26 protein-coding genes and 3 other annotated features (1 of these 29 running past the window's edge) are annotated in these 25,581 nt (G+C 35.9%); of the genes, 2 read left to right on the forward strand and 24 right to left on the reverse strand.

The annotated features are described in order from the left end of the window. Positions 1-253 (reverse strand) — a binding site (T-box leader) (it extends 32 nt beyond the left edge of the window). 58 nt (positions 254-311) lie between these two features. Next, positions 312-1,067: a TrmH family RNA methyltransferase gene (locus FDO66_RS07275; RefSeq protein WP_141431981.1), complete on the reverse strand. Its 756-nt coding sequence runs from the start codon at positions 1,065-1,067 to the stop codon at positions 312-314. A gap of 127 nt (positions 1,068-1,194) precedes the next feature. On the opposite strand from FDO66_RS07275, the gene sspI reads away from it, so the two are divergent. Next, positions 1,195-1,401, forward strand: coding sequence for a small acid-soluble spore protein SspI (gene sspI, locus FDO66_RS07280; RefSeq protein WP_141431982.1), 207 nt, complete (start codon positions 1,195-1,197; stop codon positions 1,399-1,401). Between the two features lie 83 nt (positions 1,402-1,484). Here sspI and FDO66_RS07285 read toward each other — a convergent pair whose 3' ends face one another. The 3 genes from FDO66_RS07285 to FDO66_RS07295 all read right to left on the reverse strand — a co-directional run bounded on the left by FDO66_RS07285 (position 1,485) and on the right by FDO66_RS07295 (position 3,431). Beyond that, entirely contained in the window at positions 1,485-1,712 is a 228-nt protein-coding gene (locus FDO66_RS07285; protein ID WP_141431983.1) for a hypothetical protein, read from the reverse strand. 69 nt (positions 1,713-1,781) lie between these two features. Beyond that, a complete protein-coding gene (locus FDO66_RS07290) occupies positions 1,782-2,867 on the reverse strand; it encodes a M42 family metallopeptidase (protein ID WP_141431984.1) in 1,086 nt (361 codons plus the stop codon). 72 nt (positions 2,868-2,939) lie between these two features. Continuing rightward, positions 2,940-3,431, reverse strand: coding sequence for a dUTP diphosphatase (locus tag FDO66_RS07295; protein ID WP_141431985.1), 492 nt, complete (start codon positions 3,429-3,431; stop codon positions 2,940-2,942). A gap of 208 nt (positions 3,432-3,639) precedes the next feature. On the opposite strand from FDO66_RS07295, the gene FDO66_RS07300 reads away from it, so the two are divergent. Beyond that, positions 3,640-4,023: a sigma-w pathway protein ysdB gene (locus FDO66_RS07300; protein ID WP_141431986.1), complete on the forward strand. Its 384-nt coding sequence runs from the start codon at positions 3,640-3,642 to the stop codon at positions 4,021-4,023. A gap of 57 nt (positions 4,024-4,080) precedes the next feature. Here FDO66_RS07300 and FDO66_RS07305 read toward each other — a convergent pair whose 3' ends face one another. The 20 genes from FDO66_RS07305 to mdh form a co-directional block, all read right to left on the reverse strand. Then, positions 4,081-4,350, reverse strand: a complete 270-nt coding sequence (locus tag FDO66_RS07305) for a DUF1294 domain-containing protein (RefSeq protein WP_258535645.1) — start codon at positions 4,348-4,350, stop codon at positions 4,081-4,083. Between the two features lie 63 nt (positions 4,351-4,413). Beyond that, the gene (gene rplT, locus FDO66_RS07310; protein ID WP_141431988.1) at positions 4,414-4,773 is read right to left on the reverse strand and encodes a 50S ribosomal protein L20; all 360 of its coding nucleotides are present in this window, start codon (positions 4,771-4,773) and stop codon (positions 4,414-4,416) included. A 29-nt stretch (positions 4,774-4,802) separates the two neighbouring features. Continuing rightward, positions 4,803-5,000 (reverse strand): 50S ribosomal protein L35, encoded by a 198-nt coding sequence (gene rpmI, locus FDO66_RS07315; protein ID WP_141431989.1) that lies wholly within the window; start codon positions 4,998-5,000, stop codon positions 4,803-4,805. 16 nt (positions 5,001-5,016) lie between these two features. After that, a complete protein-coding gene (gene infC, locus FDO66_RS07320; protein WP_141431990.1) occupies positions 5,017-5,520 on the reverse strand; it encodes a translation initiation factor IF-3 in 504 nt (167 codons plus the stop codon). 185 nt (positions 5,521-5,705) lie between these two features. Further along, positions 5,706-5,836: a sequence feature (ribosomal protein L20 leader region), on the reverse strand. A 329-nt stretch (positions 5,837-6,165) separates the two neighbouring features. Beyond that, on the reverse strand, positions 6,166-8,085 hold the full coding sequence (gene thrS, locus FDO66_RS07325) for a threonine--tRNA ligase (RefSeq protein ID WP_141431991.1): 1,920 nt from the start codon (positions 8,083-8,085) through the stop codon (positions 6,166-6,168). A gap of 225 nt (positions 8,086-8,310) precedes the next feature. Then, positions 8,311-8,597, reverse strand: a binding site (T-box leader). Positions 8,598-8,655: 58 nt separating this feature from the next. After that, a complete protein-coding gene (ytxC, locus tag FDO66_RS07330; protein ID WP_141431992.1) occupies positions 8,656-9,513 on the reverse strand; it encodes a sporulation protein YtxC in 858 nt (285 codons plus the stop codon). Between the two features lie 138 nt (positions 9,514-9,651). Next, positions 9,652-10,581 carry a primosomal protein DnaI gene (gene dnaI / locus FDO66_RS07335; RefSeq protein WP_141431993.1) on the reverse strand — a complete coding sequence of 310 codons (930 nt, stop codon included), beginning with the start codon at positions 10,579-10,581 and terminating at the stop codon, positions 9,652-9,654. A 16-nt stretch (positions 10,582-10,597) separates the two neighbouring features. Further along, positions 10,598-12,004 carry a replication initiation and membrane attachment family protein gene (locus FDO66_RS07340; protein ID WP_141431994.1) on the reverse strand — a complete coding sequence of 469 codons (1,407 nt, stop codon included), beginning with the start codon at positions 12,002-12,004 and terminating at the stop codon, positions 10,598-10,600. 193 nt (positions 12,005-12,197) lie between these two features. Further along, on the reverse strand, positions 12,198-12,659 hold the full coding sequence (nrdR, locus tag FDO66_RS07345; protein ID WP_141431995.1) for a transcriptional regulator NrdR: 462 nt from the start codon (positions 12,657-12,659) through the stop codon (positions 12,198-12,200). A 165-nt stretch (positions 12,660-12,824) separates the two neighbouring features. Continuing rightward, positions 12,825-13,205 (reverse strand): adenosylmethionine decarboxylase, encoded by a 381-nt coding sequence (gene speD / locus FDO66_RS07350; protein WP_141431996.1) that lies wholly within the window; start codon positions 13,203-13,205, stop codon positions 12,825-12,827. A 303-nt stretch (positions 13,206-13,508) separates the two neighbouring features. After that, positions 13,509-14,540: a glyceraldehyde-3-phosphate dehydrogenase gene (locus FDO66_RS07355; RefSeq protein WP_141431997.1), complete on the reverse strand. Its 1,032-nt coding sequence runs from the start codon at positions 14,538-14,540 to the stop codon at positions 13,509-13,511. A 129-nt stretch (positions 14,541-14,669) separates the two neighbouring features. Continuing rightward, positions 14,670-15,269 carry a dephospho-CoA kinase gene (coaE, locus tag FDO66_RS07360; protein ID WP_141431998.1) on the reverse strand — a complete coding sequence of 200 codons (600 nt, stop codon included), beginning with the start codon at positions 15,267-15,269 and terminating at the stop codon, positions 14,670-14,672. A gap of 20 nt (positions 15,270-15,289) precedes the next feature. Beyond that, the gene (ytaF, locus tag FDO66_RS07365) at positions 15,290-15,925 is read right to left on the reverse strand and encodes a sporulation membrane protein YtaF (protein WP_141431999.1); all 636 of its coding nucleotides are present in this window, start codon (positions 15,923-15,925) and stop codon (positions 15,290-15,292) included. A 188-nt stretch (positions 15,926-16,113) separates the two neighbouring features. Next, positions 16,114-16,938: a DNA-formamidopyrimidine glycosylase gene (gene mutM / locus FDO66_RS07370; RefSeq protein WP_141432000.1), complete on the reverse strand. Its 825-nt coding sequence runs from the start codon at positions 16,936-16,938 to the stop codon at positions 16,114-16,116. A 24-nt stretch (positions 16,939-16,962) separates the two neighbouring features. Next, positions 16,963-19,599, reverse strand: a complete 2,637-nt coding sequence (gene polA, locus FDO66_RS07375) for a DNA polymerase I (protein ID WP_141432001.1) — start codon at positions 19,597-19,599, stop codon at positions 16,963-16,965. A gap of 107 nt (positions 19,600-19,706) precedes the next feature. Further along, positions 19,707-20,645 (reverse strand): protease modulator HflC, encoded by a 939-nt coding sequence (gene hflC / locus FDO66_RS07380; RefSeq protein WP_141432056.1) that lies wholly within the window; start codon positions 20,643-20,645, stop codon positions 19,707-19,709. After that, complete coding sequence (gene hflK, locus FDO66_RS07385; protein WP_141432002.1) at positions 20,638-21,600, reverse strand: FtsH protease activity modulator HflK; 963 nt, start codon at positions 21,598-21,600, stop codon at positions 20,638-20,640. Before hflK ends, hflC begins: the two co-directional genes overlap by 8 nt. Before the next feature lie 253 nt (positions 21,601-21,853). Further along, entirely contained in the window at positions 21,854-23,614 is a 1,761-nt protein-coding gene (pnpS, locus tag FDO66_RS07390; RefSeq protein ID WP_141432003.1) for a two-component system histidine kinase PnpS, read from the reverse strand. Next, entirely contained in the window at positions 23,611-24,327 is a 717-nt protein-coding gene (locus FDO66_RS07395) for a response regulator transcription factor (protein WP_141432004.1), read from the reverse strand. The genes pnpS and FDO66_RS07395 overlap by 4 nt, the downstream gene beginning before the upstream one ends. Before the next feature lie 226 nt (positions 24,328-24,553). After that, positions 24,554-25,492 (reverse strand): malate dehydrogenase, encoded by a 939-nt coding sequence (gene mdh, locus FDO66_RS07400; protein ID WP_141432005.1) that lies wholly within the window; start codon positions 25,490-25,492, stop codon positions 24,554-24,556. Positions 25,493-25,581: the final 89 nt, after the last annotated feature.

The following is a 25,581-nucleotide window of genomic DNA, read 5'->3' on the forward strand; positions in this document are numbered from 1 at the left end:
CCCTTATAACTAGACCATTAAATCTAGTCACTTCATTCGGATAACGGCTATTGCCGGGGCATCTTTACATCTCTTATTTAAAGATTGTTCCAAAAAGTTGTATTCCTTTTTGAACTAATACTTTAAGATCATGGTCCCGATGCCAGCTCGGGAGGTGAACTTCGCTTATTTTCCGATAAAAATGCTTGCAGTCAATGGCATTTTCTTCCTTAATCGGGATGAATAAGCTACTTTTCTCCGTCGTTGCTTTTATCATGCATTTTGCTTTCCATTATAATATATAATTTTTAAAGATTCAATTGTTTAGAAAATTATTTACGTAAATGATAAAGAAGAATTCCTGCTGCAACCGCCACGTTTAACGACTCGCTTTTTCCATAGATCGGTATATATAGGTTGCTCGTTGTCAAAGCCAGAATTTCTTTTGCTACCCCATTTCCTTCATTCCCCACGATTAAAGCAAAGCCTTTTTCAGAGGAAGAAACTTGATTGAAATCCTTTCCGTTTTCTAATGCTGTCCCATATACCGGAATATGTTCATCTGTTAATTTCGTTATCCACTCGATTAGATTTCCCTTTATAATCGGCAAGTGAAAATGACTTCCTTGTGCAGAGCGTAAAACCTTTGGATTATAGACATCTACCGTTCCTTCTCCAATCAAAACTGCATCAACGCCGGCAGCATCCGCTGTTCGAATCATTGTTCCTAAGTTCCCTGGGTCCTGCACAGCATCAATAAGTAAAAATGAATTCCCTTTTTCAATAGAGTATGTTGATTCATTTTGCCTGCAAACAGCGATTACACCTTGAGGAGCTTCGGTATCCGATAAAGAGTGTATAATCTCACTCGTAACCAAAGTAGTCCGAATTTCTCCAACCTTCCATTTTGAAGGAAGCTTTATTTGCTCATCCACGATTAATTCCACTATTTTATTTGAATAAAGAGCCTCTTCGACAAGATGGAAGCCTTCCACTAAAAAAGCCGCTGTTTTATCACGTTCTTTTTTCGTTAATAGTTTTTTCCATTGTTTAACTTGAGGGTTTTTAATAGACTCAATGAACTTCAAAGCTGTATCTCCTTTTGACAAATTTCATTTGCACCAGTTTTTTTATTATATCTTATCAACAATACATAATAAATCCATAAATAGAAATGATAATAAGGTTAATAAATTTATAGGAGGTTTTATTTTTATGAGTTTAAATTTACGAAATGCGATTATTCATAATGTTAGCGGTAATTCACAGGACGAGTTGAAGGCAACGATTGTCGATGCTATTCAAAACGGAGAAGAAAAAATGCTTCCGGGCCTTGGAGTCCTATTTGAAATCATCTGGAAAAACGCATCTGAAGAAGAAAAAGTGGAAATGCTTCAAACACTTGAAGGCGGATTGCGTTAACATCCATCATGTAGATTATAAACGATACAAAAGGGAACACTTTATCATTGTAAAGTGTTCCCTTTTTATCATTATGAGAGTACTTAAATATTACCGTGAAAAATCCGTCTCTTAACCATCAACAAAAAAACAGGAAACGATAAGAAGAAAGGAATAACCGAACCAGAAGATTCTTTTAATGATCCGTCTGAAAAGTAGGTTTCTTTATGAAACATGAGCCATTCAACATCAAATGCATAGCCAATTGCGTACAAGAATAATACTGTAAGTGAATAAAAAAATAAACTCACTACTAATTTGTTTATTGTCAAATGAACCACACCCCTTTTTCAACTTTCATAAGGAAGGGAGCTGCTACCAAAGTTGACAGATTTTTCCTGTTAATCAAATGTAATCCTATCTACCGTTTCTTGATCCAATCGTTTTATGACCTCAACAATGAGCTTGACGGCATTTTCAAAGTCATCTCGATGCAGCATAGCTGCGTGAGAATGGATGTAGCGAGTAGCAATTGTAATGGATAAGGCTGGAACACCTTTATGAGTAAGATGGATGGAGCCAGAGTCTGTTCCACCACCGGGCACAGCATCAAATTGATAAGGGATGCCTAGCTCGTCAGCTGTATCTGTAACAAAGTCGCGCAATCCTTTATGAGAAACCATGGATGCATCATATATGATGATTTGCGGACCTTTTCCCATTTTGCTTAATGCTTCTTTTTCAGAAATTCCAGGTGTATCGCCAGCAATGCCGACATCGACTCCAAATGCAATGACTGGTTCGATTTTCTGTGCAGAGGTACGTGCACCGCGAAGACCAACTTCCTCTTGTACTGTTCCTACCCCATAAACAACATTAGGATGTTCTACACCACTTAATTGCTTTAATACATCAATCGCAATCGCACAGCCAATTCGATTATCCCAAGCTTTAGCTAGAAGCATTTTCTCATTATTCATAACTGTAAATTCAAAATAAGGGACTACCATATCTCCTGGCTTTACTCCCCATTCTGTTGCTTCATCTCTGCTTGAGGCTCCAATATCAATGAACATATCTTTAATTTCGACTGGTTTTTTACGAGCTTCAGGAGGTAAAATATGCGGAGGCTTTGAACCAATAACGCCGGTTAGATCCCCTTTTCGAGTGACGATCGTCACTCGTTGCGCAAGCATAACCTGAGACCACCAGCCGCCAACCGTTTGAAAACGCAGGAAGCCTTTATCATCGATTTGTGTCACCATAAAACCTACTTCATCTAAGTGGCCTGCAACCATGATTTTTGGGCCGCCTTTTTTGCCTACTTTTTTAGCTATAATACTGCCTAAATGGTCATAGGTCACTTTATCTGCAAATGGCTCAATGTATTTTTTCATCACCGCACGAGGTTCCCGTTCGTTCCCGGGAATCCCTTTTGCATCGGTTAATTCTTTTAGCATCGTCAGCGTTTCATCTAATTTAGCCATTATTTCGACTCCCTTAATATGTAGTTTCTTCCTCATTATACTAAAGTCTACTAACAGAAAACAAAAATAGGCTTAATATCCCTGTTTCTGTCTTTCATAATTTACTTCATTTTTTTTCATATATGCATCTTCAATATCTTTATGGCTGAAACCTAATAAAATAGCTAAATCTAAATAAGCTTGAAACATCGTTATATATGTATCCTTTGAAGGATTTCCACTAAATTGCTGAATGGCTTCAAAGACATATAAAAATTGATCCGTAATGGATACATGTTTGTTTTCGGAAGCCAATATCTCAGTAATTTCTTGGAATCCCTTCTCCAATCCTAACGACAGGATAAAGTGCACTCCATCCACAAACTCTTCTAAAATCACAGACTGCTCTGAGGAAGGCTTTACACTCCAAAACTTAAAGCAGCGTGTCTCATTAGCAAGCTCACCAATCTCGACTAATAAAGCTAATACTTTTCGATTGAAAAGATTTTCTTCCTGCAAATTATGTTTTTTTTCTATATGCTGGTCAAGTGCTTTTTGCATTGAAAATAATTTTTCTACATTCATAATTTTATCTCCCACTTCTTTTTTTCTTCTACAAAAAATTATATCAAATTGTAGAAAAGTTGAAACTTTTTTTCAGTTGAAACGTAAATAATCAGATCGTTGTATTTAGGAGATTTCTTCCTTTTGAACCATACTTTACAGTTTAATAGCATTTACACTTTTAATCCAATCAGCCCTGTACAGAAAAACTTTAACGGAGGTGCTTGTAATGATGTGGTTCATCCGCTTTCTATTATTTGCTCTTATCTTTTTTATTATCTACAAAGGTTTTAAATATTTGATAAACCCTATGAGAAAGCTCGAACTAGCTCATGAACAAAAACGATATTATTTTTTAGATGATCAAAAGAATGCAAGAAAAAATTTTCATCTCACTTATAATGGTGTGCTATTTGAGGGAGAAAAGTACTTAGGTACTACCTCAAATGCTTTTGAAGTGGTATCCGTTTTCGTTTGGCCAAAAAATATCGCCTCTCTGCAAGGAATGGTTCGAGACGATTTTCTTTTTATTGAGCAAAAAATCATGGATAGTTATCCTAACGCTAAAATTGACTGGAAAAGTCCAATAAAAGAATTTTTAGCTAAAAACTAGAGTATTTAAAAACAACGTTCAGTTTGCTGGACGTTGTTTTTACTAACGAATTCATAATTACATTAATAAAACATAACAAATGGCTGTAGATTCAATCATTCCAAGTAATGGCAATCCAAATTTGAACTGAGCATGCTTTGTTTTATGTCTAAATACATTCATCCCCACAGTCATGCCGATTGCCCCAAAGCAAAAAGCAATGATCCATAAATGCTTCTCACGAATTCGATATTGCTTTCTTCTTGCCCTATTTTTATCAACCATCATGATATAAAATCCGATAATATTTATAACTATTAAAACGAGAAGAAAGATGGCATTCAACAATTTTAATACTCCCCTTTGTATATACGAAAACGCCATCCTCATGGAGAATGGCGTTTATGTTTATTATTTGCTTAGGCTTTGCTTAGCAACAGATGCTAATTCAGCAAAAGCTTTTTCGTCAGCAATTGCTAACTCAGCTAGCATTTTACGGTTTACTTCAATACCAGCAACTTTTAATCCGTGCATTAAACGGCTATAAGATAGACCGTTGATACGAGCAGCTGCATTGATACGAGCAATCCAAAGCTTACGGAAGTCGCGTTTTTTCTGGCGACGATCACGATAAGCATACATTAAGGATTTCATTACTTGCTGATTTGCTACTTTATATAATGTATGTTTTGAACCAAAATAACCTTTAGCTAATTTTAGAACTTTTTTACGACGCTTGCGCGTAACTGTACCGCCTTTAACACGTGGCATGAGATTTCCCTCCTATTTTCGAAAATGGCTTAAATATTGTCTAATAAGTGACGGATACGTTTATAATCGCCTGTAGAAACTAATGCTCCCTTGCGAAGTTTACGTTTTTGTTTTGTAGATTTATTGGCAAATAAGTGGCTTGTATAAGCGTGAGAACGTTTTAATTTACCAGATCCAGTTTTCTTGAAACGCTTTGCAGCGCCGCGGTGTGTTTTCATTTTTGGCATTTGGTATTCCTCCTCTTTACTTGTCGTTTTTAGGTGCTAAGACCATAAACATGCTTCGTCCATCCATTTTCGGATGTGATTCAACAGTTGCAACTTCTTTGCATGCTTCTGCAAATCGAACTAACACGCGTTGACCAATCTCTTTATGTGTAATTGCACGACCTTTAAAGCGGATCGATGCTTTTACTTTATCGCCTTTTTCTAAGAACTTAATTCCATTGCGCAGCTTCGTATTAAAATCATGCTCATCAATAGTTGGGCTCAAACGCACCTCTTTAATATTGATAACCTTTTGATTTTTACGAGCTTCTTTTTCTTTCTTCTGTTGTTCGAATTTAAACTTTCCATAGTCCATAATACGGCCTACTGGCGGCTTAGCATTCGGTGCAACCAATACAAGATCAAGATTTACTCGGGCAGCAATTTCAAGTGCTTCATTCTTAGATTTAATTCCAAGCTGCTCGCCATTTTGGTCAATGAGACGAACTTCGCGGGCACGAATACCCTCGTTTAACAACATATCTTTGCTAATAGTTAGACACCTCCAAGGTTTTATACGAATACAACGTTCGGGTCAAGAAATGTATAATAACGTACGAGACTAGTCCATTACTCCAATCTCTCATTCTAAATACAAAGCTTAAACCTGACTCCTCTTGTTGAATCGCGAGAAAAAATAGTAAACGGCTGCAGATCTATTATTCATCAAAATAAAAAGTGTGGATGAATATCACCCACACTTACGAAAACGAATAAAAAATGTTAATTGTTCACGTAAACCTGCCAACAACTAGTCGCGTCAATCAGGTGAGAAGCGGGTGCTTCTTCTTTTCCTCAAAGTTATATTCAATTTACCCTAGTTACTATATCACACTACATTATGCAAAGTCAAACAAACTTTATTTCCTTAAAGAAACAATTAATTTGTTGCCTGTTGATAACTTCAATAGAAATGTATTAACGTCCAGCTCTAGCGCCTAGCCCTTGTGAAAAATAACTTTATGCCACTAAAAGTAAAAAACACTTTTTGAGTCATAAGAACATTTTTCTTCAGGGCTAATCAAGGCGCTTCCGCTTTTGTTTATTACAACGAGAAAAATTTTATCAAATTCATTAAGAAGTTGCAACACTTTTTTTCTCAGCTATTTCTCCATCTTTTTAAGAATCATCCTTTTAGTAAGGAAATAAAGGATTGAAGAGACATCGTTTCAGATTTTTGCTCACCATACTTACGAACGTTTACAGCGCCTTCTTCTGTTTCTTTATCCCCAACCACAAGCATGAATGGGATTTTCTGCATTTGCGCTTCACGAATTTTATAGCCGATTTTTTCATTTCGTTCATCTAGCTCAACACGGAAGCCTTCTTTTTGCAGCTCCTCTTGAACTTTTTTCGCATAATCAAAATGAATGTCCGGCGATACAGGGATCACTTGGACTTGAACTGGTGCAAGCCAAGCAGGGAAGGCACCTTTGTATTCTTCAATTAAGAAAGCTACGAAACGCTCCATCGTTGAAACGACCCCGCGGTGGATAACAACTGGGCGATGAGGTTTCCCATCTTCACCGACATATGTTAAATCAAATCGTTCTGGCAGTAAGAAATCTAACTGGACAGTTGATAAAGTTTCTTCCTTACCTAAGGCTGTTTTCACTTGAACATCCAGCTTAGGACCATAGAAAGCCGCTTCACCCTCTGCTTCAAAATAGTCTAAGCCAAGATCATCCATTGCTTCCTTTAACATGCTTTGAGCCTTTTCCCACATTTCATCATCATCAAAATATTTATGTGTATCAGCAGGATCACGATAAGATAGACGGAACGAGTACTCCTTTAAATCAAAGTCTTTATAAACTTCCATTACAAGATTAACCACTCGCTTAAATTCATCCTTGATTTGGTCCGGACGAACAAAAATATGGGCATCATTAAGCGTCATTCCACGGACACGCTGTAATCCTGATAAAGCTCCAGACATTTCATAACGGTGCATTAAACCAAGCTCTGCAATTCGTATCGGAAGCTCACGATAGCTGTGCATATCATTTTTGTACACCATCATATGGTGCGGACAATTCATCGGGCGAAGAACAAGCTGTTCATTGTCCATTTCCATAGCAGGGAACATATCGTCTTGATAATGATCCCAGTGACCAGAAGTTTTATATAGATCGACACTTCCAAGAACAGGAGTATAAACGTGATCATAGCCTAATCTTACTTCCTTATCAACAATGTAGCGTTCAATAATTCGGCGAATTGTCGCTCCTTTTGGCAGCCATAGTGGCAGACCTTGACCAACTTTTTGGGAGTTTGTAAACAGACTTAATTCTTTTCCGATTTTACGGTGATCCCTTTCTTTCGCTTCTTCTAATAGACGTAAATGTTCAGTTAAATCACTTTTCTTGAAAAATGCTGTTCCATAAATACGTTGAAGCATCTTGTTTTCACTATTTCCACGCCAATAGGCACCTGCAATGCTTAATAATTTAAATTCTTTCAGTTTGCCTGTTGAAGGTACATGCACACCGCGGCATAGATCAAAAAACTCTCCTTGTGCATAAATCGTAACATCTTCGTTCTGCGGAATGGCTTCGATTAGTTCAAGCTTATATTCATCAGCAATTTCCTTGTAACGCTGAATCGCTTCGTCACGACTTACTACCTCACGGACAATCTCAATATTTTCATTAATAATTTTTGCCATTTCCTTCTCGATTAATGGCAAATCTTCTGGAGTGAGAGATTGTTCCAAATCAATGTCATAATAAAAACCGCCATCAATGACTGGACCAACACCTAGCTTTGCACCTTTATACAATCTTTTAATCGCTTGTGCCAATAAATGCGCCGTACTATGACGTAATATTTCTAATGCATCAACATGATCTTGGGTTACAATTTCAATTGCACCATCCACTTCAATTGGGCGTCGCAGATCATATAATTGTCCGCTTAGCTTTCCAGCAATCGCCTTCTTTTTAAGACCTGGGCTGATTGAAGCCGCAATCTCTTCTGTCGTTACACCTTTTGGAAACTCCTTTATAGCTCCATCAGGAAATGAGATCTTTACCAACTCTGACATAAATAATCCTCCTAAAAAAAATAGAAAAGCGCAAGCGCCTTGATCATCGACGTACAAACTGGAGGGGCTTCGACTGAGATAAAGGAAACACGATGAGCGTTAGCGAATCGATGTTGACTTATCGTAGGGAGAAGACCTGAAGTTTGATAGTCGATAGGCGCTGGAGCTAGACAGTAATCTAACTTCAGAAATAAAATTCTGCTTACATAAAAAAGCCCATCCCAACAAAGGGACGAGCTTTTATGCACGTGGTTCCACCCTAATTTCCGATCATATTAAATCAGCCAAGATGCATTTAAATGGCTTTCTTCTTAATAATCGGCTTAGTTTATCTGATAACGGCAGTAACCGTCAATCATTACTCATTGAAGGGAATGACATATAGTCCATTCAATTTTCCTGATCAAAGTTTAAAGGGGGTAAGCATTCTAATCGTGATAGGAAGTTTGCAGCCTAGCCTTCCCTCTCTGAAAACCGTAAAAGAACACTATTGTCCTCGTCATAACCTTTAGATGATTTCTTTTATTATGTACGTAATTATAGTTCTTCCAAATTGGAAAATCAAGTACATTAATGACAATTTTCATCTACAGGCGATGGGAAAATCTTTTTCAAATCGTAAAAGCTTTTTTTAGATTTTGTTTGAACCCTCTCTTCAAAAATATTTTGAATGGTTCTCACTAATGGCTGTTCTATATCCTCTGTATACAAAAAGATCGTCCTAGGTGCAATTGACAATAAGGGGGCAATCGATATGGAGTCAACATAAACCGGATGATTAATTAATAACTTACGATCAATCATTCTTACTAATTCTGCACGTTTCATTTCACAAAATTGTTCATTAAAAAAAGTAATGATTCCATCCTCAATAAGTAAATGTAAATGCGACAATCTTGCAGGTCGATCGAGTAAAAAGTTTCGGAGTGTATGAATAAACATTTGATATTCCTGTTCCATTTTATATTCATCAATAGAAACTTCGATATATTTTTTCAGCTGCTTTATAAAGGAACGCAATCTAAATTTAACAAAGGAATCAAATGAAAAAGCAACCTCGCTTTTAAACATATAATCAATCTCATTTTTTAAGCATTGTTCAAGATTCAATCCTTGTAGAAAGCGTGTAAGCTCCTCCCTTTCACCTTCTATTACAGAGTTAATAATATCCAATATTTGCTGCTGTTCCTCCATATCTTCAAAAAAATATTGTGTAGCAAGAATATTTAGTACCCATCTATCCAGTTTGTTTCGCATAATAAATTGGTAATAAATTTCCTTCAACTCACTAGTCGCTTCAAAATGATTTTCAATTTTCACTATATATTGATCTTCCAATGGAAGAACAGAATGATTATATGTGTAAGAGGATAACTGCTGTTGAAAAAACACTGCATCCTCTTTGCTTTGGAAGATGATTTCAATCAACCAAATCCCCCCTTCATATATCTCTGATTACATATATATGGGAGACTTGTATAAAATAGAAGCAAAAAAAAGAGTATTCAAAGCAAAGTGCATTGCACTTTGCTTTGAATACTCTTTAATGCTGTAGAAAACTACGTTTTATATCCGACGGTTATGGCCATTCACTTGAATCGGTTCTACTAAATACTTGATCCGTTCCATTAATCTTCTCGCTTTTATTTTTTCTTCCTCGCCGCGTTGACTATAGGTTAAATGATGCTCAAGCTCTTGAAAATTAAAATTGGAGGTAAAGAAAGTCGGTAAATTTTCTAACATTCGAAATTGCAAAATCGGACCAAGCACTTCATCACGAATCCAGCTTGACATTGTTTCAGCTCCGATATCATCAAGCATTAAAACCGGCACTCTTTTAATCGTTTCCATTTTATCATTTAAAGTAGCATCCCCAATAGAGCTTTTCATTTCTCTTAATAGTTCTGGAACGTATACAAGCATCGTAGATATTTTTTTCTTCGCAAGCTCATTCGCAATTGCTCCTAATAAAAAGGATTTCCCTACTCCAAACTCGCCATAAAAATACAAGCCTTTTAGCCTAACACCCGTACGATATTGATCGACAAAAGCTAAAGCCTTATCAATCGCATCGTACCGTTCTGGTGAAGTTTCTATTGTGCTAAATGAAGCTCGAACGATATCCTTAGGCATATACAAGCTTTGAATCAGTTTTTCATTTTTCTTCCGCTCATCATCCATGATCTTTCTTGGACATCGGTGATATTCGATATCAATCGTACCTCGGATCAACACAAGCTCAGGATGATAGCCTTGCATGATATTCTTGCAACTTTCAAGATTTTCACAGCGGCCGCATTCCTTGCTTTGATTCGTATATTCAAATAGTTTAATTAAGCTTTTCTCAATCATTTGTTCAGTTACTTCAAAATTATGAGCTATTAAAAAATTTCGTACATCCGGATGCTTCATGATTTCCTGTCTCATCTGTTCGTATCTCTTTTGAAAATTAGTATTAGATGCTAATCGTTTGATCGTATCATTAATTTTTTCCATCTTGCAATGTCACCACCTAGCTTCTATATTTCTTTAATTTCTCTTCTAATTCCAGCTTTTTCTTTTCATAATCGTCTGTTTTGCTATGATTGATTGTTTCTGCTTCAGATGAATCCTGATTCTCTTTAAACCACTCCGGAAGCATTTCAGTACGAATAGATTTGTTTTTCGATTTATTTCTAACATTTTTATTTTTTCCATTAGCCCAATCCAAATATTGTTGATGCTCTTTCTTAGCTAAACTCATCGCTTCCTCTGCAGTTTTTATTTTCTTTCGCACCCAATGGGAAGCTATCTTTTCCACATAGCCTTTTGATAGCTTCATATCCGTTCTTAACATCACATATTGAATCAATACATTTATGACGCCTGGAAGAAGTTTTTGCTGAAACATTACATCTTCAATAATAAGCAAATCGGATTTAGAGGGCTTTGCTCCTCCAGATATATCCGTAAGCAGTTGCCTAGGAGAGGTGTTCTCTAAATAATGGATCAGTTTTTCCTCTTTTGTTTTTGGCTCCTGAACCTGGGTTTGATGCATTCTTGGTTGAATGCGATCTACAAGTGTTGGAAGCTCGTCCTGATGCTCAAATTGATACCAATCTCGTGCTGCTTTTCGCAGCTCTTCAATATCTATTTCATCATCCTCATTTAATGCGTTTAAGACAAGGTTTTTCATTTGAATTGCATCGATCCCATACAAGAAAGCAAGGTTTTGAATCGCTTCATTTACTTTTGCAGTGAAGGCTTTTTTAGGAACCAATGAATTATTAAGCCCTGTTTTCAGAAGGTCGAAATCGAAATCAGATTGAATGATCTTTATTCCTGCTGTTTCATTTCGTCCTATATAAACGTTCCCATCTTCTTTATATAGCCCTTCTTCCTCGTCTTTATTTGCTGTCAATGCACTTGGAGAAATGGACATAAATACATCCTGAAAAGATTTTGTAATCGTTTTAAAATCATTTGTAGGAGGAGTTTTTTGATCACTGAAAAATCGTTTTAAGCGAACATATTGATTTTTGCCGATTTTACGGTATAAAAAAATATTCAACATGCCATCTAAAAAAAATTGTTCAGGTGTAAGTGGAGGGTTAATCTCATATAGAAACAATCGGTTTTCTTCTTCTTTTTTCATATATGATCTCATTAATCCAATTCCTTCAAGCTTTACTCTTGCATCGTATATATCGCTTAAATTCATATTCATAAAGTTCATCAAGCTGTGGTGCGTATTTGATTGCGACCAAAGACGATTTTCTTCAATTTCAGCCCAAAAGGTCATATAGAGACTTAAACATACTGGTCCAATGAGCGGCTGATATAAAAATGTTAAAACCTTTCGATCATATTCATGTAAAAGACCATTGGCAGCTACTGCATAACGGTCAACTGGAAGCAACTCTTGCCAATGCTGTACCATGATATTCAACCCTTCTATTCTTTCTTTTTAAGAAAAGCGCAAGGCGCTCTCAATTCACCGTAAAAGCACAAAGTAGTACGTGAGGTAAATCTTTTTTCCTTTGGTTAACTAGTCTTGTGATGCTAGCTGATTCTAGACACCAAACTATCTTATACTTTCTTTCAAAAAAAGAGCTAAAGATTTCCTTCAGCTCCTATGCCTGTTCTTTTTTTATTAATTCTTTTAATTCATCAATAAATACATTGATATCCTTAAACTGACGATAGACAGATGCAAAACGTACATAAGCAACTTCATCTACCTTTGCTAATCGATCCATCACCATTTCACCAACAATCTCACTTTTGATCTCAGAAGTTCCTTGACTGCGAAGCTCTTTCTCGACATTTGATGTAATTTCCTCTAATTCCTTTAAAGCAACTGGTCTTTTTTCGCATGCTTTAATAAGACCTCGAAGGATTTTTTCTCGACTGAATTCTTCACGAGTTCCACCCTTCTTCACAACGATAAGCGGTATTTCTTCGACCTTTTCAAAAGTCGTAAATCGATATCCACATGCTTCACATTCTCGTCTGCGACGAATAGATCTCCCCTCATCTACAGGACGAGAATCAAGAACACGAGTATTGTTATTGTGGCATGAAGGACATTTCATATCATCAACTCCGAATCTATCTTGAACTTTCTTATATTATTAGAATAGCGCGTGCACATAATATGTAGTTTAAAATCATCCACACTTTATCCCATTGTACTATTTTTTAAGCCAAAAATAAAAGAGGTGTATCAATTACACCTCTAATTTTTTTATTTCTAAAAATTATAATGCATTCGCTTCAGCAGGCTTCACTTGAATCGGTCCCATACCACGTGGAATTTCAATATTTTCACGTATTTGAGCTCCTAAAGCTTCTGCTATATAATCAGCCGCAATATTTGGATCAAGATCTCCACAAGTATATACATCAATACTTGCATAACCATGCTCCGGGAAGCTGTGAATGGTTAAATGTGATTCAGATATAATAACCACACCACTAACTCCTTGTGGTGCAAATTTATGAAAAGCAACCTCTCGAACCTCAGCACCTGACTTCAATGCTGCCTCAACAAAGATTTGCTCAATTTGATCTAAATTATTCAATCTTTCAACATCGCAACCCCATAATTCAGCAATTACGTGTCTGCCCATTGTTTCCATATTTATTTCCCCCTTAAACCTTATTTAAACAATGAAATTCCTAATTTTTTATGGATTACAACTACAACGGGGGAAAGTTAGTCCTAAGAGGTCCTAACCCTTTAAGTAGGTATAGATTCCATCATTAGAGAAGTTCACGAGGATTAGTATACTTGGTTTAATTTTTTTTTGCAACATAAAAATTTTTCGTCTCACATTGCAGGATTATCGGGGGTTACTCTTACTTTTTCCTAAGGACAAGTTTTTATCCAATCTTATTATTCTTATTGTTTATCCCATTTATATATAAGAAGAAAGCTTCTATTATCCCATACTAACTGGTGATGATTGAAACATTTTCTGCCCAACAAAATGAACGAGATCGACCACTCTGCAGGAATAGCCCCATTCGTTATCATACCATGCTAATACTTTCACTTTATTTGCTCCAATCACCATTGTAGAAAGTCCGTCAATAATAGCTGAATGCGGATTTGAGTTAAAATCAATGGAAACTAATGGCTCTTTTGTGAAGCTTAGAATTCCATTCAGCTTTCCTTTTGAAACTTGAATAAATGAATTATTCACTTCTTCTATTGAAACTTCTTTCTTAACATCAACAACTAGATCCACAAGTGAAACATTTGGTGTAGGAACTCTTAATGCCATGCCATGTAATCTCCCCTTTAAATGAGGGATAACAAGTGACAGTGATTTGGCAGCTCCTGTTGAAGTTGGAATAATCGATTGGCCACAAGCTCTTGCCCTTCTTAAATCCTTATGTGGATTATCGATGTTTTTTTGGTCATTTGTAAAAGAGTGGATGGTTGTCATAAGTCCATTCTCTATCCCAAATTGATCATCCAAAACTTTTACAACAGGGGCTAAGCAATTAGTTGTACATGAGGCGTTTGAAATAATACAATGATGATCAATATTTAATGCGCTTTCATTAACACCCATGACAATCGTAACATCTTCATTTTTTCCAGGTGCTGTTAAGATGACTTTTTTAGCCCCTGCTTTTACATGTAAAAGAGCTTTCTCCCTCAGGTTAAATTTTCCTGTAGCTTCTATGACAACATCTATATTTAGTTTCTCCCATGGCAGTTGTTCTGGATTTCGTTTATTAATTAGCTTTACTTTTTTCCCATTAACGATAATTGAATGGCCTTCAGTTCTAACCTCACCAAGAAAAGGACCATGAATGGTGTCATACTTTATTAGATGAGCAAGAGTTTCTGCAGGATAGCTAGCATTAATAGCAACAATATCTAAAACCTTATCATCGATAGCTTTTCTAAACACCATACGCCCTATTCGACCAAAACCATTAATAGCTATTCTCGCCTTCATCTTTAGGCTCCCTCCACATTAATGTTATACTAAAATTCCTCACAACAATAATTAGTATAACACATTTAGTGGAATTATGAGTTTTAATTATGTAAAATTAATAAATTTTATTATTATAACCTCGTTTTTCTACAACTCTTTCCATCCATTTAAGATTCTAAGCAGTTGCAAGTTTGTATTTTCAACAGAACCATTGTTATCAATGACTGCATCAGCAAGAGTTCTTTTTTCTTTTAAAGAAAATTGAGAATGTATTCTAGCTAACGCTTCTTCTTTGGAGAAGTGATTTCGATTCATTAACCGTTCGATTTGTTTTTCTTCATCCACATAAACTAAAATGGTTTTGTCGACGAGATTCGTTAATCCACTTTCAAATAAGAGGGGAATATCCAAAATAACAATTGATTCCCCTTGTTGAATTGACTGTTCTTTTTTCTGAAGCATTTTTTTTCGAACTACAGGGTGTACAATATCATTTAGTACTTTTCTCTTTCTTTGGTCCGAAAAAATAATCGCTCCAAGCTTCGAGCGATTAATGGAGCCATCAGGCAGAAGAATTTCAGAGCCAAAATGATGAACAATAGCCTTGTAAGCTTCTTCTCCTTTTTCTACAGCCAATCTTGCTTCTACATCCGCATCGATAACTGTAATACCTCTATCCTTTAACATATTTGAAACTGTGCTTTTTCCACTTGCGATTCCGCCTGTCAACCCAATTACTAATGTCATCTTTATACCCTTCCATTTCGCTATATTTTCCATATCCCAATTAATATTAATAATACTCCAGGAAGAAAGGAACATTTTTGAACCCAACTGCTTTTTGAAAAGGAAGTGCCCACCATAAGACCCGAAAAAACAAAAAATATACTCATTATGGAAACAGATATGGCTAAATAAAGTGGCGAGAAGCCAAGTAAAGCAGCTCCAATTCCAGCTCCAAAAGCATCTAAAGAAAGTGCAAGACCAAGCATAAAAGCTTCTATCCCTGTTATCGTTCCTGATTGATCAAAATCAGCTGCCATTGGTTTTTTTAAAATATGAATAACAATTCCAAGTGATTTAATTTCAAAATTTACAATGGTTTTTTCAGATGGAAGGATGTCTTTTTCTTTATCGCTTTGAAAAAATTGAAAAAGAATCCAGCCTCCGAGCAAAATTAATATGGAACCACCAATACTATTGGCTATGGACGTACTAAATATTTTCTGCAAAAAATGTCCAAATATCATTGCAATGATTAATGTAATTGCCGAACAAATAGAGATGATGACCATTGATTTAAATGGAATTCGTACTTTTCTAAGCCCGTATGTTAACCCAACACTAAAATTGTCCACACTAACGGCTAATGCGAGTAATAAAAGTGAAAAAGAATGCCCCATGGAAAAAGCTCCCTTCCAATTAAACATATACAATAGTATATGGAAGAAGCCTATCCAATGTGAAAAGCGGCAGCGCCTTGTTCAGCCCTGAAGAAAAATGTTCTATTAACTCCAAAAGCGTTATTTGCTTTTTGAGGCAAGAGGTTATTTTTCACAAGGGCTAGGTGCTAAAGCTAGACAGCATTTCGTTATTTCTGACATGTGGGGCAGAAAACAGTTCCTCTTCCGCCAACAACCTTTCTTTCAAGTATGGAACCACACACCTTACATTGCTCACCTTTTCGTCCATAAACAAATAATTCTAGCTGAAACATGCCTATTTGCCCTTGAGAATTGACATAAGATCGAATCGTACTGCCTCCTTTTTCTACCGCTTCTGATAAGGTTGCAATAATTTCATTATAAAGCAAGGCAATTTCTTTAGAATTTAGTGAATTGGCTTGCCTTTCAGGATGAATTCCTGAACGAAACAGAGATTCATCTACATAGATATTGCCAAGACCAACGACAATTTTTTGATCGAGAAGAGCCGTTTTGATAGCCCTTTTCGATTGAGCTAGCTTACTCGCAAAGCTCTGCAAATGGAAGTCATCTGAAAAAGGCTCTGGACCTAGCTGAGATAATGGTAGGACCTTTTCTTCATTCCCTTTTGAAAATAAATGCATTGTGCCAAATTTTCTAACGTCTCGGTAGCGAAGCTCAGTTCCATCTGTAAAATGGAAAATGACATGAGTATGTTTATCTACTTCTTCATTTTTTTGAAATAATCCATATCTCCCCTCCATACGTAAATGTGAAACTAACGCATATTGATTCGTATAGATGATCAAAAATTTTCCTCTTCTACCGATACCCAGGATCGATTGACCTATTAATGCATCCTTAAATTGAGTAATCTCCTCTGGATGTTTAATGATTTTATTCCATTTCACTGTGACATCCTTAATTTCTTTATTAATAACCAATTCCTGTAATGTTCGTCTAACCGTTTCTACTTCAGGAAGCTCTGGCATTCTATTCACTCCCTTATCCGACGGCTATTTTGCATCAAACCATGTTGGACCGTATGCGTAATCAACCTTTAGAGGAACCTTTAATCCAACTGCATGCTCCATAACTTCTGGCACTATTTTTTTTAATATTTCAATTTCATCTTCTGGTGCTTCAAATATCAATTCATCGTGTACTTGAAGTAATAATCTTGTTTTTAACTCTTCTTTTTTCAATCTCTCTGCCATGTCGATCATCGCTTTTTTAATAATATCAGCAGCACTGCCTTGAATCGGTGTATTCATCGCTGTCCGCTCAGCAAAGCTGCGCAAATTAAAGTTTCTGCTTGTAATTTCCGGGAGATATCTTCTTCTTTGTAGAAGCGTTGAAACATATCCCTTTTGTTTTGCTTCGACAACAATATCTTCCATATAATTTTTTACCCCAGGATAGCTTATTAAATACCGATCAATGAATTTTCCTGCTTCTTTACGAGTAATCGCCAAGCTTTGAGATAATCCATAATCACTAATGCCGTAAACAATACCAAAATTTACAGCCTTTGCATGACGTCTCATTTGCGAGGTTACCTCTGTTTCCCCAACATGAAACACTTCCATAGCTGTTTTCGTATGAATGTCTTGATCCTCTTGAAAGGCTTCAATTAATTTTTCATCGCTTGCTATATGAGCTAATACTCTAAGCTCAATTTGTGAATAGTCTGCCGCAAAGATAACCCATCCTTCTTCTGAAGGAACGAACGCCTCTCTAATTTTTCTTCCTTCCTCTAATCGGATCGGTATGTTTTGCAAATTAGGATCGGTAGAGCTTAATCGCCCAGTCTGTGTCAGCGCCTGATTAAATCTAGTGTGGACTTTCCCCGTTTTTGGATTAACCATTTTTAGTAAACCTTCAATATAAGTTGATTGAAGTTTGCCTAACTGACGAAAATGAAGGATCTGCTTAATGATTTCATGATCGTTTTCAAGCTTTTCAAGAACATCCGCAGACGTTGAATACCCTGTCTTTGTTTTTTTTAATACAGGGAGGCCCATTTTCTCATATAAAATAACTCCTAGCTGCTTAGGAGAATTAATATTAAACGTTTCATTTGCTAACTCGTATATTTTCGCCTCAATGTCTTTTAATCGTCCGGTTAGATCCGCACCCATTCGTTTTAGTGTATCTAAATCCACTTTTATGCCATAGGATTCCATATCCGCCAAAATAAACGAAAGCGGCATCTCAAGTTCATAGAAAAGCTCAAGCTGCTGATTTTCCTTTAATTCGTTTTCTAATTTTTCTTTTAAAAAGTCAATTGCTACAGACTTCCGTACAAGATGATCAGCTAATTCGGTTTCCTCTGGAATCTTTCTTTTGGCACCTTTTCCATAGAATGCCTCATCTGATTGAAGTCGTTCAAAGCCATATCTTTTTCCAATTTCAGCAACATCATCAATGGCTTCGGCAGGATTCACAATATAAGAAGCAAGCAATAAATCAAAGGTGACTCCTTTTAGATGGATGCCATGATGACGTAAAGCAACTTCTGATCGTTTGGCATCATAGACAATTTTTTTCTTGCTCTCATCTTCGGCCCATACTTTAAAAACATCAGATTTTACAGCGATTTCAGTTGATAAAAAGAAGCTTCCTTTTTCATTGACAATAGAAAAACCAATAATATCTGCATAATGGTAATTGTCCTCTAAAATTTCGATATAAAAAATATTTTCATCAGTAAAAATGTCTGCTGTTACTTCTTTTATTTGTTCAAAATGAATGTTATCCAATGGTTGATGATCTTCTACTAGGTTGTGATCTGGATCAAGCTTATCTAATAAGGAATTAAATCCCAGTTCTTTGAATATTCCTTTTACATGTTCTGTTTGGTATCCTTCATAGCCAATTTCCTCCAATTTAATTTGAACCGGAGCTTCTCGTGTAATGGTCGCGAGCACTTTACTCATGAGTGCCTGATCCTTAAATTCCTCTAGCTTTTCTTTTAGTTTTTTGCCGCTTATTTGATCAATAGAAGCTAATACTTGTTCAAGTGTCGTAAATTCTTTTAAGAGCTTAATAGCCGTTTTTTCTCCTACTCCAGGTACTCCGGGAATATTGTCAGAGCTGTCACCCATTAATCCCTTCATATCGATAATTTGATCAGGAGTTAATCCGTATTTTTCTTGAATATGTAAAGGAGAGTATTCTTCTGTTTCAGTGATTCCTTTTTTTGTGATGGATACAGTTGTTTGCTCGGAGCTAAGCTGCGTTAAATCCTTATCACCTGAAATAATTTTGACCATAAAACCTTCTTTTTCAGCTTGTAAGGATAATGTACCAATAATATCATCAGCTTCATAATTTTCCAGCTCATATTGAGATATCCCATACGCTTTTAATAGGTCTCGTATAAAAGGAAACTGTTCTGAAAGCTCAGGCGGTGTTTTCTGCCTTCCTCCTTTATATTCGCTAAAGGTTTTATGACGAAAAGTTGTTTTCCCTGCATCGAATGCGACAAGGATATGTGAAGGCTTTTCCTCCTCTAAAATCCTCATCAGCATCATCGTAAAGCCGTAAATGGCATTTGTATGAATCCCTTTATCGTTATTTAATAACGGTAAAGCAAAAAAAGCTCGATATGCTATACTATTGCCATCTATAAGCACTAATTTATTATTCACCGAAACTCCTCCTGTAAAAATATGTATGATAGAACAGACAAAAAACCGTCATTTTCCTTTCTATTCTATCATGAGTAGAATAAGAAAGAAAAACAACGGTTTATTCTTTAATTGTCTGTATAGCCCATTAACAATCTTGCATATGGAGAATCCGATGGTAATACGAGAACTGTTTCGCCATTGATCGTTTTCTTATAGGATTCAAGTGTACGGAACATTGAATAGAAGCTAGGATCCTTTGAAAAAGATTGATTGTATATTCTTGCAGCTTCTGCTTCTCCTTCCGCCCGAACTGTTTCGGCATCCGCTTGAGCTATCGCAAGCATTTCCTTCACTTTACTATCTGTTTCAGCTTCAATCTCATTCTTTTTTGCATCTCCCATAGATAAATATTCCTGTGCCTTTGATTCACGCTCAGATACCATTCTTGTATAAACAGATTGCTCATTTTCCTTTGGTAAATCTGTCCTCTTCATTCTAACATCGGCCACAACAATGCCATATTCGTCATTCGAGAGCATTTCATTTACTTTCGCAGTGATTTGATCATTGAGTGAGCCTCTCGTTGATTTTTCGTCATTGATAATTTCATCATAATTCAATTGGCCTAGTTCTGATCTTACAATCGAATAAATAAATTCTTCCATCCTCGTTTCAGCATTTTCAACTGTACGTGCATTTGAAATCATTTTCTTAGGATCTTCTATTTTCCATATAGCGTAATTATCAATAATCATTCTTTTTTTATCTTTTGTATTGATTTCTGCCTCAGATACATCATAGGTCATAAGATGCTTCGGCAAGGTCGTTACACTTTGAATAAAGGGAATTTTGTAGCTTAAACCAGGTTCTTCTTCAATTCGGACCACTTCTCCAAACTGTCGGACGACCTTAAATTCTCCTTCTTTTACAATAATAAGATTTGAAAAGATCGTGATAATGATTAATAAAAAGATGAATAAAATCATTCCCAGTTTGATATAACCTCTCCACTTAAAATTACTTGACCCATTTTCATTCATATTGACAATATTTTCATTACCCATTCTTTTCACTTCCTTTCTCCTCTTTTGGCTGTTCTTTTTCCAACGGTCGGATTGGGAAGTATTTCATTGTGTTCCCATCATCATTCATGATATAAACCTCTGATTGCGGGAGAACCTGCTCGATCGTTTCAATTACAAGCCTTTTCTTTGTTATATCCGGATTTTTTCGATACTCTTCATACAGCTTATCAAAAATAGCTACATCCCCTCTTGCAGTTTCAATACGAGCTGCTTTATCTCCTAATGCTTTTGACATAAGGGCAGCTTTTTCCCCTTGTGCTTCATTCATTTTCTTATTTTGATATTTACTTGCTTCATTAAGTTTTGTATTCATAGTTTCACGCGCATCAGTTACGTCCGTAAATGCCTTACGAACCTTATCATTCGGTAATTCTACATCTTGAAGCTTTACAGCTAAAATCGAAATTCCAATATCATATTTATCAATTAAAGATGATAATAAGTCTCTAACATCTGCTTCAATTTCTGCTTTTCCTGAGGTAAGTGCATCATCTATTTTTGAGCTCCCTACAATACTTCTTAAGGAAGCTGATGTTGCATCATACAATATTTCTTCTGGATTATCCGCGTTATATAAATATTTGGTCGGATCTGTTATTTTCCATTGGACAACTAGATCAGCCAAGACTATATTTTCATCCCCTGTGATCATTTTTGTTTCACTTGGGAAATCTTGAATTTCCCCTTCATTTTCTTTGTAGCCAAATTGGAGACTATACGTTTCCTTTGAAAGCGTCTCTACACTTTGTATTGGCCAAGGCAGCTTAAAATGGAGACCTGGTTCGTTTATTTCTTCTTCAGATTTTCCAAAAGTTAAAATAACTGCCTGCTCGGATTCATCTACTGTGTACCAGGTTGTAAAAGCCACAATACTAAGTCCCGCTACAAGAAATGTGAGAGCAATAATCACGTATATTTTTTTTATACTAACCATCTTTTTCCCCCTAATACGTTTTTCTCTATAACTTCTTTTTACGTAAACAAAGGAAAAAAGTTTCATTTATGTATAATTTAAGTTACATATAAAATACAAAAAAAAGTGAAAGCGGGGTCAGCTTTCACCTTTTTCATTCCTCCTTGGATGAAGGGGTTTTTCATATATGATTTTAACAACTATATGTTAAGCTATCATAAACGATATGTTAAGTTCATGTAAAAAAATACACGATAAATAAATTCAAACATTCCTACATCTTTTTATTTAGCTTAATCGTGAAGATTGTCCCTTTTCCAACTTCACTTTTAACTGAAATATTCCCTTTATGGGCTTCTACTAAATGCTTAACAATAGCAAGTCCTAATCCAGTTCCTCCTGAATTACGGCTTCTTGCTTTATCCACTCGATAAAAACGTTCAAATATACGCGGGATTTCTGTTTTGCGCAATCCAATTCCAGTATCCTTTACAGCTACAGAAACAATTGAATGCTGATCACATATGAATACCATGACTTTTCCTTGTTTAGGAGTATATAAGATAGCATTAGTAATTAAATTTATAAAAACTTGCTTAAGCCGATCCACATCCCCTTCTATCATAAGTGATTCTTCATGATAATCAAACTGCATCTCTATTGCTTTTTTTTCTGCTTTTCCTTTTAGTATCGCCATAACCTCATGTAGCATTTCAACAAGATTAAAGGATTGAATATTAAGTATAAAGCCTTGCTGCTCAATTTTAGAAAGATCAAGTAGATCTTGAACTAAGGTTTGCAGTCGATCACTCTCTTTTAATATGATGGTTAAAAAGGTTTCCAGAGTTTGCCTGTTTTCCATTGCCCCATCTAATAATGTTTCAGAGAAGCCTTTTATAGACGTAATTGGCGTCTTAAGTTCATGAGATACATTCGCCACAAAATCCTTTCTCATTTGCTCAAGCTTTTTTATTTCTGTTATATCATGAAAAACGAGCAATATACCTTTCCAAACATCATTTGTTCCAATGATTGGCACACCGTATACTTCAAAATGACGTCGTTCAATACCCAACGGGATCAACATTTGCTTTTTTACTTTATGCTCGGTCATAAAAATTTCTTCAATTAAATCCGTTATTTCATGATGTTCAATCACTTCAAAATAAAGCTTATACAAATAATCAGAAGAATGAACATTAAAAAAATCTTTATAGGCTCTGTTTATCAGACTAATGTATCCCCTGCTGTCAATCAGGATTAAACCGCTTCCTATGTTTTCTATCAACGTTCCTAACCGATCTTGTTGAATCTCCTGAGCTTTCACCATCTCTTGTAAATTTCTTGCAAGAATGTTAATGGAAGAGCTTAACATCCCTGTTTCATCAATATGATCCTCATAAGTACGAGCTTTATAATTTCCTTTTGCTAATTCGATTGCTGCATTTGTAGCTGATTCAATCGGTTTTGTATAACGAGAAGTAATCCGAAAGCTTAAAATAATGACAACGATTAATGCTAATCCAAGACTGACAGTTAAGATCCACCAAATTTGTCGATAGGCCTTTTGTGTTTCAATCATTTTTGTACTAATAAACACATACCCTTCTTTTTGGCCATTATGCAAAACAGCTTTCCAGTAATAATGTAATTCACTATCTCCACCTAGAATGAAACCGTTCTTATCAGTAGACCCTTTTTCAAGAATTCGCATTATATTTTGCTCATGTTTTTTATCACTTTCTTGATACGTTTGTCCACTGTCATAGATGATATCACCTTGCAAATCTATAATCGTAGCTCTTACATCCAGCATTTCACTATACTCAGTCATTTTTTCTAAGTTAAGGGATACTAAACCACCATTTTCCTCAATATTGGACGCAATTAAATTAATTTCTTTTTTTAACCTTTGATCAAAGGATTCTAAGTAATAGTTTTTAAACAACTGGCCCAATAATAATCCAAGGCCAATTAACACTGAAAATACCAGCGTTATTAGCCCAACTAGAAGTCTTGTTCTAAATTTGGTCATTCACCTTTTGGCTCCTCTAGCTTATAACCTAACCCACGAATCGTTTTTATATAAGCTGGCTTTTTTGTATTTTGCTCTATTTTTTCTCTTAGATGACTAATATGTACATCTACAATCCGTGTATCTCCAGCAAAATCATAATTCCAGACAGCACTTAACAGTTGATCTCGTGTTAATACACGATTTTTATGTTTAGCTAAATAGAGCAATAGCTCAAACTCTTTAGGAGTAAGCTCTAATAGCTCATCTAAAAAATAAGCTTCATAATGCTCTGGGAACAGCTTTAAATCAGCAATTTTAATACTTTGCAACTCATCATCAGTATCTTCTGCTTCTTCTACTTGGGTATTCGTTCTTCGTAAAATAGCCTTTACCCGTGCAATCACTTCTCTAGGACTAAACGGTTTAGTCATATAATCATCTGCACCTAGCTCTAATCCAAGAACCTTATCAAATTCATCATCCTTTGCTGTCAGCATCAGGATGGGAGTATTCACTTTTTGCTGTCTTAGCTGCTTACACACTTCTATACCATCAAGCCTTGGGAGCATCAAATCTAATACAATTAAATTTGGATTTTGAGTTATTGCTAGTTCCTTTCCTTCCTCTCCATCCATTGCTGTCAAAACATCATAACCTGCTTGCTGCAGGTTGTATTGTAATAAAGTTACGATTGATTGCTCATCATCAACTACTAAAATTTTCTTTTTCATAGAAGCCTCCGTAAAGATATATTACCCCTTTATAGAAAAGTACAATGCAACAAACTTTCCTACTTTTAAAACCCCAAGTTTTTCTAACATTTATATTATATTATACATCTATTTAAGTTTTGCAATGCAAAACAAAAAAATATGAAAATCTCATAAGAAAAGTGTAAACGCCTTGTTCAGTCCTGAATAAAAACGAAAAAATCAGGGAGGATCCCTGATTTTTTCATTAAGCTAATACTGCCATAACGTGTTTAACTGAATCAGCTGATTTATCTAACTCTGCTTTTTCTACATCCGTTAAGTCTAATTGGATTACTTTCTCGATTCCATTTCCACCTAAAATCGTTGGGACTCCAAAATAAATTCCACTATAACCATATTCCCCCTCTAAATAGGCGATTGTAGGTAATACCCTTCTTTGATCCTTTAGGATGGCTTCACACATTTCAACTAATGAAGCAGCAGGCGCATAATAAGCGCTTCCATTTCCAAGCAAACTAACAATTTCCCCTCCACCTTTGCGCGTCCGCTCTACAATGGCATCAAGGCGTTCTTTTGGAATAAGCATTTCTAATGGTAATCCACCTGCATAAGAATAGCGTACTAATGGAACCATTTCATCACCATGTCCCCCAAGAACAAAGCCAGTTATATCTTTCACAGACAGATTTAACTCTTGGGCAACAAAGGTCCGAAAACGTGCTGTGTCTAGTATTCCCGATTGTCCTATTACTTTGTTTTTTGGGAAGCCTGACTCCTTAAAAACAGTATACGTCATAGCATCTACTGGATTTGTTAATACAATAATAAAGCAATTTGGTGAATACTTTACAATTTCCTTTGTCACACTTTTCATCACTCGTTGATTCGTCTGCACCAAATCATCTCTGCTCATACCAGGTTTCCGCGCAATCCCAGCTGTAATAACAACGATATCAGAATCTTTTGTATCATCGTAATTAGAAGTTCCAATTATCCTAGCATCAAAACCCTGAACTGGGCCGGCTTCAAGCATATCCAACGCCTTCCCCTTCGTTGGATTTTCCATAGATGGAATATCAAGTAACACAACATCCCCTAATTCTTTTTGGGCTAATAAAAAAGCTGTAGTAGCCCCAGTAAAGCCTCCTCCAATGACTGAAATCTTTTTACGTTTCATTGTCATAGCAAAGCTCCCCCTTTGTTTTATCCGACAAAAACGAGAAATTCTCCATCCCAAGAATTTTGAAATTGCAGATAAAGAGAAACTTCCTT

Source organism: Bacillus sp. 03113 (assembly GCF_006546985.1).
Taxonomy (GTDB): domain Bacteria; phylum Bacillota; class Bacilli; order Bacillales; family Cytobacillaceae; genus VATK01.

Excerpts from the sequence above, each read along its gene's own strand:
- FDO66_RS07395 (WP_141432004.1), bottom strand. The coding sequence starts at position 24,327 with ATGAAAAAGAAAATTTTAGTAGTTGATGATGAGCAATCAATCGTAACT.
- dnaI (WP_141431993.1), bottom strand. The coding sequence starts at position 10,581 with ATGGAAAAAATTAATGATACGATCAAACGATTAGCATCTAATACTAAT.
- mutM (WP_141432000.1), bottom strand. The coding sequence starts at position 16,938 with ATGCCAGAGCTTCCTGAAGTAGAAACGGTTAGACGAACATTACAGGAA.
- FDO66_RS07295 (WP_141431985.1), bottom strand. The coding sequence starts at position 3,431 with ATGAATGTAGAAAAATTATTTTCAATGCAAAAAGCACTTGACCAGCAT.
- hflC (WP_141432056.1), bottom strand. The coding sequence starts at position 20,645 with ATGGGTAATGAAAATATTGTCAATATGAATGAAAATGGGTCAAGTAAT.
- FDO66_RS07340 (WP_141431994.1), bottom strand. The coding sequence starts at position 12,004 with ATGGTACAGCATTGGCAAGAGTTGCTTCCAGTTGACCGTTATGCAGTA.
- coaE (WP_141431998.1), bottom strand. The coding sequence starts at position 15,269 with ATGACATTAGTAATTGGGTTGACAGGCGGAATCGCAAGTGGAAAAAGC.
- FDO66_RS07355 (WP_141431997.1), bottom strand. The coding sequence starts at position 14,540 with ATGAAGGCGAGAATAGCTATTAATGGTTTTGGTCGAATAGGGCGTATG.
- FDO66_RS07290 (WP_141431984.1), bottom strand. The coding sequence starts at position 2,867 with ATGGCTAAATTAGATGAAACGCTGACGATGCTAAAAGAATTAACCGAT.
- rplT (WP_141431988.1), bottom strand. The coding sequence starts at position 4,773 with ATGCCACGTGTTAAAGGCGGTACAGTTACGCGCAAGCGTCGTAAAAAA.
- sspI (WP_141431982.1), top strand. The coding sequence starts at position 1,195 with ATGAGTTTAAATTTACGAAATGCGATTATTCATAATGTTAGCGGTAAT.
- pnpS (WP_141432003.1), bottom strand. The coding sequence starts at position 23,614 with ATGACCAAATTTAGAACAAGACTTCTAGTTGGGCTAATAACGCTGGTA.
- mdh (WP_141432005.1), bottom strand. The coding sequence starts at position 25,492 with ATGACAATGAAACGTAAAAAGATTTCAGTCATTGGAGGAGGCTTTACT.
- ytaF (WP_141431999.1), bottom strand. The coding sequence starts at position 15,925 with ATGGGGCATTCTTTTTCACTTTTATTACTCGCATTAGCCGTTAGTGTG.
- thrS (WP_141431991.1), bottom strand. The coding sequence starts at position 8,085 with ATGTCAGAGTTGGTAAAGATCTCATTTCCTGATGGAGCTATAAAGGAG.
- speD (WP_141431996.1), bottom strand. The coding sequence starts at position 13,205 with ATGGAAACAATGGGCAGACACGTAATTGCTGAATTATGGGGTTGCGAT.
- rpmI (WP_141431989.1), bottom strand. The coding sequence starts at position 5,000 with ATGCCAAAAATGAAAACACACCGCGGCGCTGCAAAGCGTTTCAAGAAA.
- FDO66_RS07300 (WP_141431986.1), top strand. The coding sequence starts at position 3,640 with ATGATGTGGTTCATCCGCTTTCTATTATTTGCTCTTATCTTTTTTATT.
- hflK (WP_141432002.1), bottom strand. The coding sequence starts at position 21,600 with ATGGTTAGTATAAAAAAAATATACGTGATTATTGCTCTCACATTTCTT.
- nrdR (WP_141431995.1), bottom strand. The coding sequence starts at position 12,659 with ATGAAATGTCCTTCATGCCACAATAACAATACTCGTGTTCTTGATTCT.
- infC (WP_141431990.1), bottom strand. The coding sequence starts at position 5,520 with ATGTTGTTAAACGAGGGTATTCGTGCCCGCGAAGTTCGTCTCATTGAC.